At 72.3% G+C, this 20,203-nt stretch carries 14 protein-coding genes; 9 read left to right on the top strand and 5 right to left on the bottom strand.

Annotation, left to right across the window (positions count from 1 at the left end; all coding sequences use genetic code 11):
• The first annotated feature begins 22 nt into the window (after positions 1-22).
• The 5 genes from ACFQQI_RS13445 to ACFQQI_RS13465 all read left to right on the top strand — a co-directional run bounded on the left by ACFQQI_RS13445 (position 23) and on the right by ACFQQI_RS13465 (position 8,824).
• Positions 23-1,123 (top strand): glycoside hydrolase family 172 protein, encoded by a 1,101-nt coding sequence (locus ACFQQI_RS13445; protein ID WP_378563929.1) that lies wholly within the window; start codon positions 23-25, stop codon positions 1,121-1,123.
• On the top strand, positions 1,120-3,375 hold the full coding sequence (locus tag ACFQQI_RS13450; RefSeq protein ID WP_378563932.1) for a GH116 family glycosyl-hydrolase: 2,256 nt from the start codon (positions 1,120-1,122) through the stop codon (positions 3,373-3,375). The genes ACFQQI_RS13445 and ACFQQI_RS13450 overlap by 4 nt, the downstream gene beginning before the upstream one ends.
• An 80-nt stretch (positions 3,376-3,455) precedes the next feature.
• A complete protein-coding gene (locus ACFQQI_RS13455) occupies positions 3,456-5,885 on the top strand; it encodes a hypothetical protein (RefSeq protein ID WP_378563935.1) in 2,430 nt (809 codons plus the stop codon).
• Between the two features lie 42 nt (positions 5,886-5,927).
• Positions 5,928-8,171 (top strand): histidine kinase, encoded by a 2,244-nt coding sequence (locus tag ACFQQI_RS13460; RefSeq protein ID WP_378563938.1) that lies wholly within the window; start codon positions 5,928-5,930, stop codon positions 8,169-8,171.
• Positions 8,168-8,824 carry a response regulator gene (locus tag ACFQQI_RS13465; RefSeq protein WP_378563941.1) on the top strand — a complete coding sequence of 219 codons (657 nt, stop codon included), beginning with the start codon at positions 8,168-8,170 and terminating at the stop codon, positions 8,822-8,824. Before ACFQQI_RS13460 ends, ACFQQI_RS13465 begins: the two co-directional genes overlap by 4 nt.
• Positions 8,825-8,832: 8 nt before the next feature.
• On the opposite strand, the gene ACFQQI_RS13470 is transcribed toward ACFQQI_RS13465, so the two are convergent.
• From ACFQQI_RS13470 to ACFQQI_RS13480, 3 genes are read right to left on the bottom strand one after another with little or no spacing between them, the layout of a single operon-like run.
• A complete protein-coding gene (locus tag ACFQQI_RS13470; RefSeq protein WP_378563944.1) occupies positions 8,833-9,738 on the bottom strand; it encodes an LCP family protein in 906 nt (301 codons plus the stop codon).
• Entirely contained in the window at positions 9,738-10,373 is a 636-nt protein-coding gene (locus tag ACFQQI_RS13475; protein WP_378563947.1) for a hypothetical protein, read from the bottom strand. The genes ACFQQI_RS13470 and ACFQQI_RS13475 overlap by 1 nt, the downstream gene beginning before the upstream one ends.
• Before the next feature lie 23 nt (positions 10,374-10,396).
• A complete protein-coding gene (locus ACFQQI_RS13480; RefSeq protein WP_378563950.1) occupies positions 10,397-11,983 on the bottom strand; it encodes a N,N-dimethylformamidase beta subunit family domain-containing protein in 1,587 nt (528 codons plus the stop codon).
• 294 nt (positions 11,984-12,277) lie between these two features.
• On the opposite strand from ACFQQI_RS13480, the gene ACFQQI_RS13485 reads away from it, so the two are divergent.
• Both ACFQQI_RS13485 and ACFQQI_RS13490 read left to right on the top strand, forming a co-directional pair.
• Entirely contained in the window at positions 12,278-15,499 is a 3,222-nt protein-coding gene (locus ACFQQI_RS13485; RefSeq protein ID WP_378563953.1) for a (Fe-S)-binding protein, read from the top strand.
• Between the two features lie 106 nt (positions 15,500-15,605).
• Positions 15,606-16,565: a hypothetical protein gene (locus ACFQQI_RS13490; protein ID WP_378563956.1), complete on the top strand. Its 960-nt coding sequence runs from the start codon at positions 15,606-15,608 to the stop codon at positions 16,563-16,565.
• On the opposite strand, the gene ACFQQI_RS13495 is transcribed toward ACFQQI_RS13490, so the two are convergent.
• Positions 16,550-16,819, bottom strand: a complete 270-nt coding sequence (locus ACFQQI_RS13495) for a hypothetical protein (protein WP_378563958.1) — start codon at positions 16,817-16,819, stop codon at positions 16,550-16,552. The genes ACFQQI_RS13490 and ACFQQI_RS13495 overlap by 16 nt on opposite strands.
• Positions 16,820-16,829: 10 nt before the next feature.
• On the bottom strand, positions 16,830-18,560 hold the full coding sequence (locus ACFQQI_RS13500; protein WP_378565540.1) for a sodium:solute symporter family protein: 1,731 nt from the start codon (positions 18,558-18,560) through the stop codon (positions 16,830-16,832).
• Positions 18,561-18,747: 187 nt separating this feature from the next.
• Here ACFQQI_RS13500 and ACFQQI_RS13505 point away from each other — a divergent pair, with 187 nt between their 5' ends.
• The gene (locus ACFQQI_RS13505) at positions 18,748-19,293 is read left to right on the top strand and encodes a pilus assembly protein HicB (protein WP_378563960.1); all 546 of its coding nucleotides are present in this window, start codon (positions 18,748-18,750) and stop codon (positions 19,291-19,293) included.
• Between the two features lie 80 nt (positions 19,294-19,373).
• Positions 19,374-20,195 carry a DUF4097 domain-containing protein gene (locus ACFQQI_RS13510; protein WP_378563962.1) on the top strand — a complete coding sequence of 274 codons (822 nt, stop codon included), beginning with the start codon at positions 19,374-19,376 and terminating at the stop codon, positions 20,193-20,195.
• Positions 20,196-20,203: the final 8 nt, after the last annotated feature.

A 20,203-nucleotide genomic window follows, 5' to 3' on the forward strand; every position in this document is an offset into this window, starting at 1 on the left:
CAGACAACCTGAAGGAAGCTTCGTGAACCTCCCCGACATCTCCCGCCTGCGCACGGTCTCGACCCGGTCGATCAGCCCGGAGAACTTCGACGGCGCCAAGGCCGGCGGCGGCCGCGCCACCGAGGGCACCGGCGCCGCGTGCGCCGCGGGCCTGGGCACCGGCTGGAAGATCTCGCCGTCGGTCGACATCGCCGGCCTGTCGACGTTCGACATGGCGACCATCGACGAGCCCGGCCGGATCACCCACATCTGGCTGACCACCCACCGCGACAACTGGCGCACGCTCGTGCTGCGTGCCTACTGGGACGGCTCGGACGAGCCGGCGATCGAGGTGCCGCTCGGCGACTTCTTCTGCAACGGCTGGGGAAAGTTCGCCCAGGTCTCGTCGCAGATGATCGCCTCGAACCCGAACGGCGGCTTCAACTCCTACTGGCCGATGCCGTTCCGGTCGGGCGCCCGGCTCACCATCGAGAACCTCGTCGACCGGGTCGCCACCGTCTACTACCAGGTGACCTACGAGGTCGGCGAGACCGTCGCGGCGGAGGTGGCCGAGTCGGGCTACCTGCACGCGCAGTACCGCCGGTCCAACCCGCTGCCCGAGAAGGAGACGCACAAGCTCGTCACCGGCATCGAGGGCAAGGGCCAGTACGTCGGCACCTACATGACCTGGGGCGTGAACAGCCCCGGCTGGTGGGGTGAGGGCGAGATCAAGTTCTACCTCGACGGCGACGTCGAGGCGGGCTACCCGACCATCTGCGGCACCGGCACCGAGGACTACTTCGGCGGCGCGTGGAACTTCGACGTGCCCGGTCAGGGCTACACGGAGTACAACACGCCGTACCTCGGCATGCCCCAGGTGCTGCGCCCCGACGGGCTCTACCACTCCCAGCAGCGGTTCGGCCTCTACCGCTGGCACGTCGTCGACCCGATCCACTTCGAGCAGGACCTGACCGTCGACATCCAGGCGATGGGCTGGAAGTCCGGCCACCGCTACCGGCTGCTGCACGACGACATCTCCTCGGTCGCGCTCTTCTACCTCGACCGCACGACGGCGTCCCGCCCGGCGCTCCCGCACGTCGACGACCTCGAGGTCGCCGGGGAGCCGATGGACCCGCTCACGTGACCGAGGGCTGGCCCGCGGTCCGCACCTACCCGCAGGACGCGCTGGCGCGCATCCGGATGCCGGTCGGCGGGATCGGCACCGGGTGCGTCAGCCTGGGCGGCCGCGGCCAGCTCGTCGACTGGGAGCTCTTCAACCGTCCCTCGAAGGGCTTCGACCCCGCCACCTTCTTCGCCGTGCACCTGCGCGGCGAGACGCTGCGCGAGACGCGGGTCCTGGAGGCCGAGCTCGGCCCCGGCGACCTGGACGGAGCCCACGGCAGCCCGGCGCCTCTCTCCGGGCTGCCGAGGTTCCGGCACGGCTCGTTCGCCGCGGCGTACCCGCTCGGCACCGTCCGGTTGAGCGATCCCGACCTGCCGGTCACCGCGGACCTGCAGGTCTTCAACCCGATGGTGCCGGACGACGCCGCGGCGAGCGGGCTGCCGCTCGCGTCGTACGTCGCGACGCTGACCAACACCGGCGACGAGCCGCTGACCGTCTCGGTGTGCGGCAGCCTCCAGCACGTCGTCGGCGCCACCCAGCGCCCCGACCGTCGGTGGGAGCTCGCGGCCGGCAACCGGTTCGACGTACGCCGCCTCGACGGCGCCACCACCCTCCTCGGCACGGGCACCGGCCACGACCCCGCCGCCGAGTCGACCGGCACCATCGCGCTCACGGCGATCGGCGAGGTCTCCAGCCTGCGCACCACCTGGGCCCGGCGCTCGTGGGGCGACGACCTGCTCGACTTCTGGGAGGACCTCGCCGCCGACGGCCAGGTCGACGAACCCGACGATCCGGCGAGGGTGCCGACCGGATCGCTGGTCCTGACCCGCACCCTGGCCCCCGGCGAGGGCGGCTCCTTCCGCTTCCTGCTGACCTGGCACTTCCCCCACCGCTACGGCTGGGGCGACCCCGACGTCCCGGTCGGCAACCACTACACGGGCCGGTACGCCGACGCGGCCGACGTCGCCGCGCAGGCCCTGCCCCGGCTGGCGAGGCTGGAGGCCGCGACCGTCGCGTTCGTCGAGTCGCTCTCGGACCTCCCGGCGCTCGTGCAGGACGCCGCGCTGTCCAACCTCGCGGTGCTGAAGTCACCCGTGTGCTTCCGGATCGACGACGGCACGTTTCTCGCCTGGGAGGGCTCCAACGACGACACCGGCAGCTGCCACGGGAGCTGCACGCACGTCTGGAACTACCAGTACGCACTGGAGTCGCTCTTCCCCGAGCTCGCCTGGTCGATGCGCGAGGTCGAGTTCGTCCACTCCCTCGACGAGCGCGGGCGGATGAGCTTCCGGGCCGACCTCCCGCTGGCGAGCCGCGGCACGCAGTGGCCGACCGCCGCTGCCGACGGACAGATGGGGGCGATCGTCCGGCTGCACCGCACCTGGCACCGCGACCCCGACCGCGACCGACTCGACCGGCTGTGGCCCGGCGTACGCCGCGCGATGGAGTTCTGCTGGATCCCGCTGGGCTGGGATGCCGACCGCGACGGCCTGATGGAGGGCTGCCAGCACAACACCATGGACGTCGAGTACTACGGGCCGAGCGGCGTGAACCAGTCGTGGTACCTCGCCGCGCTCGCGGCCTGCGTCGAGCTGGCCGGCGTCGTCGGTGACGACGAGTTCGCCGCCACCTGCGCCGAGGTCCTCGCGTCCGGAGCGAAGCGCACCGACGAGGTCGTCTTCAACGGCGACTACTACCAGCAGGAGGTCATCCCGCCCGGCTCCGAGGACCGCATCGCGCCCGGCCTCCGGATCCGGTACGACGGCGACGACCCGGCCGTCGGGTCCGACGACCTCGTCGACCCCGACCTCCAGATCGGTCCGGGCTGCACCGCCGACCAGCTCGCCGGGCACACGATGGCGGCGCTCGGCGGGCTGGTCACCGGGCTGAGCCCGGAGAATGTCAGCCGCGCGCTCGACAGCATCGTCGAGCACAACCACCGCGCCACCCTCCACGGGCACCTCAACCCCCGACGCTCCTACGCGCTCGGCGACGAGGCGGGCGTGCTCAACTGCACGTTCCCGCGCGACGGCCGGCCTCCGCGGCCCTTCCCCTACTGCGACGAGGTGTGGACCGGCGTCGAGTACACCGCCGCCGTCGGGCTGGTCGTCGAGGGGCGTATCGACGACGCCCTCCGCGTCGTCACCGACGTCCGCGCGCGGCACGACGGGCGCCGGCGCAACCCCTTCGACGAGGTCGAGTGCGGCCACCACTACGTGCGCTCGATGGCCTCGTGGGGACTGGTCGAGGCGTTCCGCTCCCAGCGGTTTTAACCTCCCTCGCCGTTCGTCAGCGGTGACCTGCGGGAATCCCCCTCGTTGGAGCGTGCGTACCCGCGAGCGAGGAGCGACGGATGGCGATACGTGGGAGGGGCCTGCGGCGGCTGGCCTGGGCAACGGTGGTGGCGGTCGCGGCGATCGCGCTCGCGGTCTCGCTCGGCGGCACGGCCGGGCTGCGCGAGGGCAGCCTCTCGTCCCGGTACGGCGTCGCCCAGGCGGCGCTCGGCGCACGCGACCACGACAAGAACGCGATCTCCCGGGCCGGCGAGACCGGCAACGACGCCCAGGACCCGACGACCGCGACCGAGCGGGCGGCGAGCGCGTCGTACGTCGAGCGGGAGCGCGCGCTCCCCGACCCCGAGCTCACCTCGGTGCCAGTCACACAGGCGCGCAGCCTCCACCCTGAGGACCGCTACGCCATCGCCAACGGCTGCTACGACCTGGCCGGCGAGCCGATCTACTTCAAGCCGACCGACCTCGGCGACTACCTCCTCCACACCGCCGACCGGAGGTTCGTGACCGCCGGCGGGGCGCGCGCGGCCAAGCCGGCCGCGTCGACGGTGTGGACGGCGCGGCGGTCCGGCTCGTCGTTCACGTTCACCAACAACGGGTCGCCCCTCACCATCGGCGGCGTCACCGCCTTCGAGCTCATCCGCACGACCGGCTGCACGGCCTACCCCGAGTCGCAGATCGACGTCTCGGGCCGTCCGCACGCGGGCGTCACGCCGTACCAGGAGGTGCGCGGCTACGTCGACGCCCACACCCACGGCATGGCGTTCGAGTTCCTGGGCGGCGCCGCCCACTGCGGCAAGCCGTGGGACCAGTACGGCGCGCCGTACGCGCTCGTCGACTGCCCCGACCACACGGCGACGGGTGGCTACGGCGGCGTGCTCGAGTCGGTGCTGTCGGGCGAGCCGCACCACGACCCCGTCGGGTGGCCGACGTTCAAGGACTGGCCGGCGCCGGAGTCTCTGACCCACGAGGGCACCTACTACCGCTGGCTGGAGCGCGCGTGGCGCGGCGGCCAGCGCATCTTCGTCAACCTGCTCGTCGAGAACGACCAGCTGTGCCGGATCTACCCACTGAAGCGGAGCCCCGAGTACGCCCGGTGCGACGACATGGAGTCGGTCCGCCGGCAGGCCGCCGACATGCGCCAGATGCAGGACTACATCGACGCGCAGTTCGGCGGGCCCGGCCGCGGCTTCTACCGGATCGTCACCAACCCGTTCGAGGCGCGGCGGGTGATCAACGCGGGCAAGCTCGCGGTCGTCATGGGCATCGAGACGAGCGTGCCGTTCGGCTGCACGATGAAGGTCGACATCCCGCAGTGCGACGTCGGCGACATCGACGCCGAGCTCGACGCCGTACGCGCGATGGGCGTGCGGCAGATGGAGCTCGTCAACAAGTTCGACAACGCGCTGTCCGGCGTCGCCGGCGACAACGGCGCCGTCGGGGTCGCGGTCAACGCCGCGAACTTCCTCGAGACCGGCTCGTTCTGGGACATGCGCCACTGCGAGCCCGCCGACGGCGAGTCCCACGACCGCGACCAGCTGGCGCTGCCCTCCGGCGGCGACATCTCCGCCCAGCAGCAGGACGCGCTGTTCGGCGCCGTCGGCGAGCTCTTCGGCAAGCTCCGCGTCGCGCTGCCGCTCTACGGCCGGCCGCACCACTGCAACGCCCGCGGCCTGACCACCCTCGGCGAGCACACCATCGAGGGCCTCGCGAAGCGCCACATGCTCTTCGACCCCGACCACATGAGCGTCAAGGCCCGCAGCGCGGCCCTCGACCAGATCGACGACCTCGGCTACCACGGGGTCATCTCCAGCCACTCGTGGGCGACCCCCGACGCCTACCCGCGGATCTACCAGCAGGGCGGCTTCATCACGCCGTACGCCGGCGACTCGACCGGGTTCGTCGAGAAGTGGCGCCGGCACATCGGGTGGGCCGACCCCCGCTACTACTGGGGCATCGGCTTCGGCGCGGACATGAACGGCCTCGGCGCGCAGGGCAACCCCCGGGGCGCCGACGTGCCGAACCCGGTGACCTATCCGTTCGAGGGGCTCGGCGGCACGACCGTGCACCAGCAGCGCGCCGGCGAGCGGGTCTACGACATCAACGTCGACGGCGTCGCGCAGTACGGCCTCTACCCGGACTGGATCGAGGACCTCGGCAAGGTCGCTGAGTCCCAGCAGGCCGGCGACGGCGCGCGGATCCAGGACGACATGGCGCGCGGCGCCGAGGCCTACCTCCAGACCTGGGAGCGCGCCGAGGGCATCGCCCCCGACTCCTGCCGCAACCCCGACCTGCGCAGATCAGTCTCCACGGTCGAGTCGCTGCTGCGGACCGGGCTGTCGACCCGGGACGTGATGAAGGCGGTCGGCCAGCCCTACGAGCGGCTCGGCACGACGTACCGCTTCTGCGCGCGGACCGCGGCCGACCCGAAGGTGATGATGAGCGTGACGTTCTCGGAGGCCGGCGAGGTCGTCTCGGTGCGGCGGGCCTGACAGGTCCTTCCCGAGCGGGCCGCTCGGCGGGACCATGGCTGGGTGTCGCGTGCGCGCCGCCTGGTGGTCGTGCTCGCGGCCTGGACGGCACCGGCCGCCTGGGTCGCGGTCGCCCTGCTGTCCGGGCCGTCCGACGGAGCCTCGATCGCGGGCAGCCGCTGGGGTGACACGGTGCGGGTCACCGACGCGTACGCCGACTCGCCGCTGCGCGAGGGCGACACGGTCCTCGAGATCGACGGCCGCGACCTGGACTCCTGGGTCACGGAGGGCGCCCCCGACCGTCAGGTCGGCGACGTCGTCCCGTACCTGGTCCGGCGCGCGGGCTCGGGCCTCGACGTCATCGTCACCGTCCAGGTCCCGCTGCAGCGCTACCCGCTCGCCGACGCCGCACTCACCCACGCTCCGACGCTGGCGATGGCCGCGACGCCGCTGGTCGCGGCCTCCTGGGTCTTCTGGCGGCGGCCGAGCAGCCCGGCGACGGCGTTGCTGGCGGCGACCGCCCTGGCTCCGGCAGCGCTCACGGCCGCGCCGCTCGGCCTCGGACCGATCGACCTCGCGGGCGGCCGCGGCACCTGGCCGTACGCCGTCGGGCAGGCCGCCTTCGCCATCGGCATGGGGTGTGCGCTGCTGGTGGCCCTGACGTTCTGCGGCGTGCCCCGCTGGCTGCGGAGCCGGCCGTGGACCGCGGCCCTGCCCTTCGCCGTCCCCGCGGTCGGGTACGCCGTCTGGCTCGCGGTGGCCGTCCCCGGCCACGAGCCCGGGGCGGCGCGGCTCCAGACGGTCGAGACGATCGCGGTGCCGGCCGTCGTGGCGGCCTGCCCGGTGGCCGCCGGCGTCCTGCTGCTCGGCTACCTCCGGGCTCGGGAGCGCCGGGACCGCCTCGCGGTGCGGCTCGTGCTGCTGGCGCTGGCCGCGGGCGCGGCGGGGCGACTGATCCTCGTGGACGTGCCCCGATGGCTCGCTGGTGCACCCATCGTGCCGTGGGGGGTGCTCGGCCTGCTGCTGGTGCCCGCCGTCCTCTCGTGCGTCGTCGTCGCGATGCTCCGCTACCGGCTCGAGGAGATCGAGCCGAGTGTGCGGCGCGCGCTCGCCCAGGCCGTCGCGCTGCTCGTCGTAGGAAGCGTCTTCGCGGCCGTCGCCAGCGCCGTCGGCCGCGCGTCGGACACCTCCTTCGACGCGCTGGTCGCAGGAGGCGTCCTGGCGCTGCTGCTGCTCCCGCTCGCACTGGGGCTCCAGCGCGCGGTCGTGCGGCTGCTGCACCGCGACCGGGAGCTGCCGCGCCAGGTCGTCACCGAGCTGCGCGCGCTGGACCCGCTGACGGCACCCGAGGACGTGCTCGGCGAGACGCTCGCGCTGCTCTGTCGCCGCCTCCACCTCTCGTACGCCGCGCTCGAGGAGACGGGGCCCGACGCCGTCGACGCGGCGATCGGCGAGTCCCGCGGTGAGGCGACGACCGTCGACCTCGTCGTCGGGGGCGCACCGGTGGGGCGCCTGCTGCTCGAGGTCGAGCCGGACCGGGCCCCCTTCGGCGCGGGCGATCGCCGGCTGCTCGAGGACGTCGGCAGCCAGGTCGGGGTGCTCGTGCAGGCCGTCGCCATCAATCGCGAGCTCCAGCGGTCGCGCCAGGAGCTGGTCACCGCCCGCGAGGAGGAGCGGCGCCGGGTGCGGCGCGACCTGCACGACGGCCTCGGCCCCTCACTCGCGACGCTCGCGATGGGACTCGAGGCCGCGGGTGACCTGATCCCCGACGACCCGGACCGCGCCGCCACTCTCGTGGCCGAGCTCTCGGAGCGGGCCCGGGCGGAGATCGGCGAGGTCCGCCGGCTCGTCGAGGGCCTGCGGCCACCGGCGCTCGACCAGCTCGGGCTGGTCTCCGCCCTGCGGCAGCGGGCCGACCAGCACAACTCGGCCGCCCGAGCGGCGAGCGGGACGGACCGGATGACCTGGAGCGTCGAGGCCGACGACATCGGGCAGCTCCCGGCCGCGATCGAGGTCGCGGCGTACCGGATCGTCGTGGAGGCGGTCAACAACGCCGCCCGGCACAGCACCGCGTCGACCTGCACGGTGACCGTGCGTCGCGATCTCACGTCGCTCCACATCCGCGTCTGCGACCGCGGCACCGGGCTCGGACCGGCGCGCGGCACCGGCATCGGGCTCTCCTCGATGCGCGAGCGCGCCGAGGAGCTCGGCGGCACCTGCACGTTGACGTCGTACGACGGGACCGGGACCGTGGTCGAGGCGCGACTGCCCCTTCCGTCGACGTCGGTGCGAGGAGGTGCCGGATGACCAGTGACCGACTCCGGATCCTGATCGTGGACGACCACGACGGCTTCCGCCGCGGCGTGGAGGCGATGATGGCGCAGGCCGACGGGCTCGAGGTCGTCGGCGCGGTCGGCGACGGCCGGGCCGCCGTCGACCTCGCCCTCGAGCTCCAGCCCGACGTGGTGCTCATGGACCTCCACATGCCGCGGCTCAACGGCGTCGAGGCGACCAGCCGGATCGTGCAGTCCTCGCCCCACATCGGCGTGCTCGTGCTGACGATGATGGAGGACGAGGACTCGGTGTTCGCGGCGGTGCGCGCCGGAGCGCGCGGCTACCTGCTGAAGGGAGCCAGGCGCAGCGAGGTCCTCCGGTCGATCGAGGCGGTCGGCGCCGGCGACGTCATCTTCGGCCCGGGCATCGCGGAGCGGATGATGACCTTCTTCCGCGGCGCCCGCACCCGCCCCACCGCGGAGGCGTTCCCCCAGCTCACCGAGCGCGAGCGCGTCGTGCTCGCCCGGATCGCCGACGGACTCGACAACGCCGAGATCGCCCGCGACCTCGGGCTCTCGGTCAAGACCGTGCGCAACCACGCCAGCAACATCTTCGCGAAGCTCCAGGTCGCCCACCGCGCGCAGGCGATCATCCTGGCTCGCGAGGCGGGCCTGGACCCGTCGTAGCGGTACACCTAGCCGGGGCAGCGCTCGAGTCGTACGTCGTCGGCGGCGTCCGCGCCGACCGCCTGCGCCGCGCCCGCGTCCAGGTCGATGACCGCGGCGCCGGCGCTGGTCGTCCGCGGCGACCCGGGCAGCACGCAGGAGGTGACCCGGTCGGGACGCACCTTGGTGACGGCCTGGGCCAGCCGGTAGATCTCGACCGGCGACAGCGCGGTCTCGAACCCGGTGAGCGCCGCCAGCGCCCCTCCCTCCAGGAAGCCGGGCTCGTCCTCGTGCGCGACCAGGTCGCGGAGGATCCCGAGCATCAGTGCCTGCTGGTTGGCGGACCGCGTGAAGTCACCGCCACCGAAGGTCTTCCGGCTGCGAGCGAAGCTCAGCGCCTCCTCGCCGTCGAAGCTGTTGACGCCCTCGTGCACGCGCAGTCCGAGCTCCGGGTCGAAGAACCCCTGAGCCACGCGGACGTCGACGCCGCCCACCGCGTCGACCATGGCGCGGAACCCCTCGAACCCGGTCAGCAGCACGTAGTCGGCGCGGATCCCGACGACGGTCTCCACGACGTCGGCAACACCGTCGGCACCGGCCTCCGCCAGCACCGTGTTGATCCGGCCGGGGCCCTCCCCGGGGACGTCCACCCAGGCGTCGCGCGGGATGCCGATGCCCGCCGCGCGGCCGCGCGTGAGGTCGATCCCGACCAGCTGGATCGCGTCGGTGCGCTCGGTCGCGAGCTCCTCGCCCGGCCGCGCATCCGATCCCAGCAGCAGCAGCCAGACCGTTCCCCCGTCGAAGTCGACCTCCTTCACCGAGTCGACCTTGCTCAGGCTGATCGTCACCGGGTGCACCCCCGAGGCGGGCACGACCAGCCCCACCGCCGCGAGCACCACCGCCACGCGGGCCAGGTGCCGCCACGCCCGGCGCATCACGAGACCTCTCCCGCAACGGCGGAGTCGCCGCTGCGGGTCACGTCGTACCCGAAGAACGACCAGGTGCCACGCCGGTGCTCGAGGAGCAGCCGCCCGCGCAGCGCGAAGGGACGGGTCTCGCCGTCGGGCATCGTGGCCTCGAAGCCGAAGCGGATCGCGGCGCTGGCGCCGACCACGGCGTCGCCGTCGGCCAGCAGGGAGAGGCGGGCGTCGAGCCGGGTCGCGCGCACGGCCTCCGCGTCGCCGAGCGATGCGGCGGTGAGCACGTCGAGGTCGGCGGCCGCGTCCTGGACCAGGCCCGCGGTGAAGGAGTCGTAGGCACGCACGAAGTCACCGCGCGGGTAGGTGCCGAGGAACCCCTCGACGACGTACTGCGAGAGCACGTCGCCGATCTGCTCCTCGACGTCGGTCCGCGTCGAGCGGTCGAGCCGGTCGGCACCGCTGACCGTCTCGATCTGGAGGGCGACCGGTTCCTCGGACGTCGTCGACGGGCCGGGGTCGTCGTCGCCCGTGCAGCCGCCGGCGAGCAGGCCGAGGAGCAGCACGGCGGCGACCGCGCCGTGACGGGCGGGGCGCGTGGCTGCACCCCGCCGACCGTGGCAGCGCCACCCGCGGGCCATGGTCCTCATCATCGCCGACGATCATCTCGTCCGTCTCAGCTCGCATCGACCGAGTTGGTGACCGGGAGGGCGAACCGGTCGACGTTCGGGCGGGCCGGATGACGTGCCCCGACCGGGCCCTTCGCGAACTCCCGCACCAGGTTGCCGGTGACCGTCCGCACGAACGACCGGGCGTCCGGGCCGAGCGGGTGCTCGCACCCGTCGATGAACGCGCATCCCCAGCGCAGGGTGCCGGCGGCGAAGACGCCTGCCCCGGACGGGACGGTGTAGTAGACCGACTGGGTCGTGGTGGTGACGCCGCGGCAGTCGTACGACGTGTGGCTGAGCACCTCGAGCCGCTTCGGCGACGCCGCGTCGGGGTAGACCCGGTCCGCCTCGGGGCCGACCAGGCCGACGATCCGGTCGCCGGCGCGGAGCCCGGTCCCGCGGAAGCCCCACCACTGCGGAGAGACGATCACGTAGTCGGTGTCGACCGGGTAGCACTCGTACTGCATCCCGACGACCCCGTGCTCCGCTCGCGGCACGGGAGCGTCGCGGAACCGTCCGGTCGTCTCGGCCGGGCGGGTCTCCCGGACCGGGTCGAGGTGGGCGTCGCTGCGGTAGCCGACGACCGTGCGGGCCGGGCCGCTGGAGTCGTCCTCGAGCCGGATCCGCCAGTACATCGTGTTGGCGCCGAGGAACGCGAGGTTGGTGCCCGCGTCCCGCGCCTGCTCGACGGTGTCGCGCATGGACGGCGTCCAGTACTCGTCGTGCCCGAGCGACGCGTAGCCGCTGGCACCGCGGAGCACCTCCGGGTGCAGGTGCAGGTCGACGTTGGTGAAGTACGACAACGGGACGCCCATCCACTCCGCGCGCACCACGATCGGCAGCGCGGCCCGACGGAAGTCGTTGGCCCCCGGCGGCCCGTCGTACGGCCGGTCGAAGCTGACCGCCCAGCTGCGGCGGTCACCGGACGGCCCCGCGTAGAGGCTGTGGCCGCCCCACGTGTTGTACGCCTGCCAGGTCGTCACCGGCGCGACGAGCGCGACCGTGCCGCGGGCCGACTCCGAGCGGACGACGTACGGCACCACGGTGTCCCAGCCCGTCGACGTCTCCAGCTTCAGCACGTAGTAGCCCGGACGCCACCCATCCGTGTCGATGGACAGGCTCGGCCGCCACGGGGCGACGACGGTGCGGGTCTCGGCCGGCCGGAACGTCGCAGGTGCCTGCTCCTCCCCGGCCACCGGACCGGAGCGCCACACGAGGTGCCCCCAACCACCCCGGTAGGCCCCGATCCGGTAGGCGGAGACGCGGTAGCTGGGCTCGGTCGACGACACCTTGAGGACGATCGGCTCCCCCGCGAGGTCGCTGGTCCGGGTCGTGAACGCGTCGATCTCCCCGTCCTGCGCCTTCCGCTCCAAGCGCCACTCCCCCGATCCCCGCGGCTCGGACCGGCGCTGATCCGCTCCGTCTCCCGCCGCCGGCGTGGTGTCCTCGCCCGGCCGCGCGCTGGTGCCCGCGCTCGGCGTGCTGCTGCTCGTCGTCCCCTCCGACGACGAGCCGCCCCATGGACCGCCCGCCTGCGTCGCCACGACCCCCGCCACGGCGATCGACGGCACCATCACGGCCATCCCGAGTGCCATCCGCATCTCGTCCACCCCTCCCGTGGCGGCGACCGTCGCGCCACCACGGCGACGATCCGATGCGGACGCGTCCCGTCACCTGAGGCCGCACGCCCAGGCGGGCCGGGAACTCCGGGCCCGCGGTCCCGAACCCGGGACCGCGGTCCCGGCAGGCGAGCGGCGGCCCGAAGTTACCTGCGGGTAGGATCCTTCTCACGTCTCGTCGGGGACTGACGTCGTGGAGTGCGGGGCATAGGCTCCACCGGGCGCCGTACGGCGTTCGCCCGACTGCCGCCACCGAGGGAGTCCCGCTACATGCAGATCTTCGCCATCGTCGTCAGCCTTGGGCTCACCGCGGTCACGCTCGCGATCCTGGTGCCCGCGGTTCGCAAGATGCTGGGCGTGATCCGGATCGGCCAGCCGGCGACGGGTCGCAGCGACCAGCCCCTCGCGCGGACGCTCACGATGCTGAAGGAGACCGTGGGCCACACGCGGATGCTCCAGTGGACGTGGATCGGTGTCATGCACTGGTTCGTCTTCGCGGCGTTCATCTTCCTCAGCACGGCCGTCGCGGCGGCGTACTTCCAGCTCTTCCAGCCCGACTTCGCCTGGCCGATCGTCGGCCACTGGTACCCCTACGAGTGGTTCAGTGAGCTCATCGGCCTGCTGAGCACGATCGGCATCGTCGTGCTGATCGTCTACCGCCAGATGAAGCACCCCCGGAACCTGGGCCGGGACAGCCGCTTCTACGGCTCGACGCAGTGGCAGGCCTACTTCGTCGAGTACGCCGCGCTGCTCGAGGGCAGCGCGATCCTCTTCGTCCGTGGCGCGGAGTGGCGACTCGACGAGTCCGCCGGGCGCAGCCACTACCCGATCGCCTCGTGGCTCGGCGACGCGCTCTACCCCGCGACCCCCGGCAGCCTCGAGAACATCATCTACGTCGTCGCGATGTTCAAGATCGCGCTTGCGATGGTGTGGCTCATCGTCATCGCCCGCAACCTGACGATGGGCATCGCCTGGCACCGCTTCACGGCCTGGTTCAACATCTGGTTCAAGCGCGAGGCCTCCGGCCGGACGGCGCTAGGTGCGGTCAAGCCGCTGACGTCCGACGGCAAGGCGATCTCGCTCGACGACATCGACGACCTCGACGAGGACGCGAAGCTCGGCGTCGGCACGATCGACGACTTCTCCTGGAAGGGCATCCTCGACTTCACGACCTGCACCGAGTGCGGTCGCTGCCAGTCGCAGTGCCCGGCCTGGAACACCGAGAAGCCGCTGTCGCCGAAGCTGCTCGTGATGGGCATGCGCGAGGCGGCGTACGCTCACGCGGCGGCGCCGGCGGGCACGGAGCCGAAGGCGCTCGTCGGCAAGACGGACGCCGAGGCCTCCGCGGGGGCGGGCACCGAGGTGCTCGACTGGTTCTACAACCCCGCCGACGGCGACTTCGTCATCGACGAGGACGTGCTGTGGTCATGCACGTCGTGCGGCGCCTGCGTGCAGCAGTGCCCGGTCGACATCGAGCACGTCGACCACATCGTCGACATGCGGCGCTACCAGATCCTGGTGGAGTCGAACTTCCCCGCGGAGCTCAACGGCCTCTTCAAGGGCCTGGAGAACAAGGGCAACCCGTGGAACATGTCGGCCTCGGCCCGCATGGACTGGGCCAAGGACCTGCCGTTCGAGGTCAAGGTCGTCGGCGACTCGATCGAGTCGCTTGACGAAGTCGACTGGCTGTTCTGGGTCGGCTGCGCCGGCGCCTACGAGGACCGCGCCAAGAAGACCACCCGCGCGGTGGCCGAGCTGCTCGACCTGGCCGGCGTCTCCTTCGGCGTGCTCGGCAACGGCGAGACCTGCACCGGTGACCCGGCCCGTCGCGCCGGCAACGAGTTCGTGTTCCAGGGCCTCGCGCAGCAGAACGCCGAGACCTTCAAGGAGTACAAGGTCAAGAAGGTCGTCTCGACCTGCGCCCACTGCTTCAACACGCTCCGCAACGAGTACAAGGAGTTCGGCGTCGAGCTCGAGGTCGTGCACCACACCCAGCTGCTGAACCGTCTCGTGCGCGAGGGCAAGCTGACCACGGTGTCCGACGGAGCGGGCGCCCACAAGCGGTCGATCACCTACCACGACCCCTGCTACATCGGCCGCCACAACGGCGTCTACTCGCCGCCGCGCGAGCTGCTCCAGGTGCTGCCCGGTGCGGAGTACGTCGAGATGGAGCGCAACTCGGAGCGGTCCTTCTGCTGCGGCGCCGGCGGTGCCCGCATGTGGATGGAGGAGCGGCTCGGCGAGCGGATCAACGTCAACCGCACCAAGGAGGCCGTCGGCACCGGCGCCGACCAGATCGCGGTCGGCTGCCCCTTCTGCCGGGTGATGCTGTCCGACGGACTCACCGCGCAGCAGGCGGCCGGCGAGGCTCGCGAGGAGGTCGAGGTCCTCGACGTCGCGCAGATGCTGCTCGCGTCGGTGAAGGGCGAGATGGCGACCAAGCTGGCTCCCGGCTCGGCCGCAGCCGCTGCCCCCGCTGCCGCCCCGGTCGAGACGAAGGCCGAGCCCGAGGCCGGCGACGAGACGATCACCGACGACACCGTCGTCGACACCGCCGACGCCGGCCCGGCCGCCAAGGCCAGCGGCGGGTCGTCGCTCTTCGACGACGCGGGCTCGATGTTCGACGAGCCGGCTCCGGCCGCGGAGCCCGAGCCGACGGTCGAGCCTGTCGAGACCCCCGCAGCCGAGAAGCCCTCGTCCGGTGGGTCGCTGTTCGACCTGGGCGGTGCCGAGCCGGAGACGGAGACCGCACCGGCAGAGGCGCCCGAGCCGGCGGCCGAGCCCGAGAAGCCCGCCGCGTCCGGCGGTTCGCTCTTCGACATCGCGGCCGACGAGCCCGCACCGGCGCCCGAGCCGGAGCCGGTGGCCGAGCCCGTCGAGACCCCCGCGGCCGAGGAGAAGCCGGCGGCCGACCTCGGATCCGGCGGTTCCCTCTTCGACATCGCGGCACCAGAGCCGGAGGCCAAGACCGAGCCCGAGCCCGAGCCGGCGGCCGAGCCCGTCGAGACCCCCGAAGCCGAGGAGAAGCCGGCGGCCGACCTCGGATCCGGCGGTTCCCTCTTCGACATCGCGGCACCCGAGCCGGAGGCCAAGACCGAGGCAGCGCCCGAGCCCGAGCCGGCCCCCGAGCCGGAGCCGGTTCCCGAGCCCGTCGAGACCCCCGAAGCCGAGGAGGAGCCCGCAGTCGATCTCGGATCCGGCGGTTCCCTCTTCGACATCGCGGCACCCGAGCCGGAGGCCAAGACCGAGGCAGCACCCGAGCCCGAGCCCGAGCCGGCACCCGAGCCCGCCGACAGCGGCAAGCCGGATCCGGTGGCGCTCAGCCAGGCCGCGACGGAGGCCGCCGAGGACGAGGCTGAGGTCGAACCGGAGGCGGAGGAAGAGCCGGAGCCGGAGGCGGAGGAGAAGGCCCAGCCGAAGCCGAGCGGCGAGGCGCACCAGCCGAAGACCGACGTGGACATCCACGAGTCGGGCTCGCTCTTCGACCTCTGAGACCCGCAGCAGCGGGTCGTGTGCCCGAGCCCGCGCCATGGCGCGTCGTCAGGCGCACGACCCGTTCATCGGCCGGGCGTAACGTCGGCTCCGAACAGGAGCTGCCATGGATGCCGGCGACTACCGCGACGCGCGCTGGCACTCACTGCTGCGCGACGCCGAGGAGCTCGGCGTACCTGCCGAGGAGGCGCCCGCCGTCGTCGACGCCCTGCTGGCCCGTCTCGAGCGGCAGGTCCGGCGCGCGGACGACCCCGACCCCCTGGTGCGGGCGGAGCTCCGTGACACCGTCCTGGGCCGCGAGAGGCGCAGCCACGGCCGGCGCTGGCCGGCCGTCGCGGTGGCGGTGCTCGCCGCAGCGGCGGTGGTCGGAGTTGCCATCGCGCTCATCCGCCCCGACCCGCCGCCCGACGACCACCTGCAGGCGGACCAGATCCCGTCCCTGTTCGCGTTCGACGGGGCGACCGCCGAGCGCTACCTCCGCGAGCGTGGTCTGGAGGTCGAGCTGCAGCCGTTCCAGTCGTGCGAGGTCCGGGACCGGGTCGTCGGCACGAACCCGCCGCCCGGCACGGCGTACGAGCGCGGCGACCGGGTCACGGTCTTCACCGCGATCCCGGCGGACGTCACCTGCCTGACGAACTACGTCGACCGGGAGCTCGCGTGGCAGTGGCTCGACTTCGCGCTGGGCCGCTGGCCCGCGCCGGCGTACGCCGACCGCGTGTTCGTCTACCCCGGCGACAACCAGCGGTTCGTGATCACCGCGACCGAGGCCACGGACCGCGACAGCTGGGACGCGGCGGGCGTGCTCGCGCCGGTCGCGCAGGCGGCCGAGGACGTGTCACTGGTCCGGGTGCACCCGCTGTCGTACGCCGTGCCCGCGATCCGGGTCGTCGACGTGACCGAGGGCGTGGGGCGCTGCGGCGTCCCCGCACCGGCGGTCGCGAGCACGTCGGACGCGATCGCCGTGCTCGTGTGGTCGGCCGACCGCAGCGGGTGTCCGTTGCGGGTCGAGCTCTACCGCGACCGGGCCGGCCGCGTCGAGGCGGTCGCGCTCTACCCGGCGTCCTGATCGCCCGGGCCTGCTGCGTCATCCGGGTCATGCGGGACCCGGACCGGTCGCAACCACGCCCACGCGATGAACGCGGCGCCGAAGACGGCCATGGCCAGACCCGCCCAGAGGTTGGCGTTGACGCCGTCCGTCTTCTCGAGCTCCCTGTCGCCGAAGAGGCCCATGGCGAGCAGGATGATCCCGTAGACGCCGATCAGGCCGCCGATGATGTTGCGGATGTCGAAGATCCCGGCGGTGTTCTGGCTTCGTGGCATGTCGGTCTCCTCAGAAGATCACGTTCAGGATGATGACCATGACCAGCGCGACACCGGCGAGCGGCAGCGTGCGCTGGTACCACGGACGGGACGCCTCGGCCGGATCCACCAGATCCTCCTTGGGAGTCTCCGAGTAGACCAGCCCGCGCAGCTCCTCGGCCGGCTTGGGCTTCGTGACCAGGGAGATCACGACGCTCAGCACCACGTCGACGACGAACGCCGCGCCCGCGGCCACGAACGACGCGCCCTGGCCGGAGATGCCGATCCAGCCCTGGCTGAGCGAGCCGAGCGCGTCCTCGCTGGCGATGCCGACGAAGACGGCGGCCAGGGTGCCACCGACCAGGCCGACCCATCCGGCGGTCGGCGTCATCCGCCGCCAGAACATGCCGACGATGAACGTGGCGAAGAGCGGCGCGTTGAAGAACCCGAACAGCGTCTGCAGGTAGTCCATGACGTTCGAGTAGTTCGACGCGAGGCCAGCGGTGAAGATGGCGATGATGACCGCGGCCACCGTCGCGATCCGACCCACGACCAGGTAGTACTGGTCGCTGCGCTCCTTCACGACGTACCGCTGCCAGAGGTCGTAGCTCCAGACGGTGTTGAACGCCGAGACGTTCGCCGCCATGCCGGCCATGAACGCCGCCAGCAGACCCGCGATCGCGACGCCCAGCAGTCCGTTCGGCAACAGGTCGCGCATCAGGTACAGCAGCGCGTCGTTGAAGGCCACGCCCTCACCGGACGCCCCGCCGGGGACCGCCTCACCCGCCTTCACGTCCGCGATCTCCGAGACCAGGACCGCGGCGATCATGCCGGGCAGGATCGTGATGAACGGGACGAACATCTTCGGGTAGGCGCCGATGATCGGCGTCTTGCGGGCCGAGGAGATCGAGTCGGACGCCATCGCCCGCTGCACCTCGACGAAGTTCGTCGTCCAGTAGCCGAAGGACAGCACGAACCCGAGGCCGAAGACGATGCCGACGACCGACCAGATGTCCGAGGAGAAGCCGGTCAGCGCGGAGCCGGGCCAGGAGTTCAGCTGGTCCGCGGCAGGCGCGACGGTGTCGGGGTTGGCATCGGCTGCACTGGTGACACCGTCCTTGAGGCCGTCCCACCCGCCGACCCGGTGCAGGCCCAGCAGGGTGAGCGGCAGCAGGGCGGCCACGATGACGAAGAACTGCAGCACCTCGTTGTAGATCGCGGCGCTCAGGCCACCGAGGGTGATGTAGGACAGCACGATCACGGCAGCGACGATGAGCGCCACCCAGAGCGGCCAGCCGAGCAGCGCGTGCACGATGCTCGCCAGCAGGTAGAGGTTGATGCCCGCGATCAGCAGCTGCGCGACCGCGAACGAGATCGCGTTGACCAGGTGGGCGCCGGTGCCGAACCGTCGGTACATGAACTCCGGCACCGAGCGGACCTTGGAGCCGTAGTAGAACGGCATCATCACGACGCCGAGGAAGAGCATCGCCGGGATCGCGCCGATCCAGAAGTAGTGGACGGTCGGCAGGCCGAACTCGGCCCCGTTGGCGGACATGCCCATGATCTCGACCGCGCCGAGGTTGGCGGAGATGAACGCCAGCCCGGTGACCCACGCCGGCAGCGAGCGGCCCGACAGGAAGAAGTCGAGGGAGTCCGAGATCTGCCGACGTGCGAGCAGTCCGATGCCCAGCACGACCGCGAAGTACAGGAAGATCATCAGGTAGTCGACGAACTGCGCGTCGATGATGGTGCTGGCCATCACGCTCGGACTCGACATGCACCGTGCCTCTCACACCGATCCGGTGGCGTATATCCGGATGGACCACCGAATCCCGTGCCCAGCCGTCTTCCGGCACAAACACGCGTGCGCCCGCGCGTTGCAGACGATGACGTCACGTGACATCACTTGATGCTTGACATGACATCACGGTGATGTCAGGGTGGTGCGCATGGACATCACGCCGTACGTCGAGAGCCTGCGACGCGACCTGCTCGCCGCCGCCGATGCGGCCGGGCCGGAGGCCCGGGAGGTCACCGACCGCCTCGCGTTCGCGCTCGACCCCGCTGCCCGGCTGGCCCTGATGGAGGCCATCTCGCAGGCGGCCGCCGAGATCACGGCCGAGCTCCCCGAGGGCGGCGTCGACGTACGCCTCAACGGTCGCGAGCTCGAGTTCGCCGTGCACGCGCCGCCCGCCCCGCCCTCGCCGCCCGCGCCGCCCGCGGCCCCGGTGCCGCCGACCGCGGAGGAGGCCGAGGAGGAGGGCGGCGTCGCCCGCATCACCCTCCGCATCCCCGAGTCGGTGAAGACCAAGGCCGAGGAGCTCGCCGCCCGCTCCGGCCACTCGCTCAACACCTGGCTGGTCAACGTCGTCCGCAGCGCGACCCGCGGCGAGAGCGCCATCAACGTCGACATCGACCTCTCGAGCATCCCCTTCCTCGGCAACGACCCGTTCGGTGGCAAGCGCCCCGGCAAGCGGATGTCCGGCTGGGTGTAGCCCGGCCTCCTCCCCAACCCACTCCGGGACCGGCGCCGCCGGCCCCGCGGACGAACACACCCTCACGCAGGAGAGACACGATGACCGAGCACCACTTCGACACCTACGAACCCGTCGCCCTGCTCACCGAGATCGGCAAGGGCCGCGTCGACGTCACCGCGACCGAGACGGAGCAGACGCACGTCGAGATCTCCGGGCGTGACGCCGACCAGGTGGAGGTGCACCAGGACGGCCGCCAGATCAGCGTCGTCGCGCCCCGCCGCGGCGGCCTGTTCGGGGGCGACTCGCGCCTCGACGTACGCATCACGGTCCCGACCGGCAGCGACGTCATCCTGCGCACCGGCAGCGCCGACATCGCGGTGGCCGGGACCATCGGCACCGGGCACATCAAGAGCGGCTCCGGTGACGCCCAGGTCGAGGCCGCGACGGGGCCCCTGCTCGCAGAGACCGGATCCGGCAACGTCCGCATCGGCGACGCCCAGGACGCGGTCAAGATCAAGAGCGGCTCCGGCGACGTCGTCATCCGGGACGCCGCCGGCGTCACGTCGATCTCGACCGGGTCCGGCGACGTCCGGGTCGTCAGCGCCGGGGGCCAGACGGTCGTGAAGACCGGGTCCGGAGACCTCGAGGTCGCGGACGCGGCCCACGACGTCTCCCTCACCACCGGGTCGGGCGACCTGGTCGTGTCCCGTGCCCACCGCGGCCGGGTCAGCGCCAAGGGCGCCTCGGGCGACGTCCGCGTCGGCGTACCCGCGGGCGTCCCCGTGTGGACCGACATCTCGACCGTCACCGGCGACATCCGCTCGAACCTCACCGGCGCCGGCCGGCCCGAGCCCGGCGGCGACCACGTCGAGATCCGGGCCCGGACGGTCAGCGGCGACATCGTCCTCGCCGAGGTCTGAGCACCTCG

The organism is Nocardioides sp. GCM10030259, assembly GCF_042666375.1.
GTDB lineage: Bacteria > Actinomycetota > Actinomycetes > Propionibacteriales > Nocardioidaceae > Nocardioides.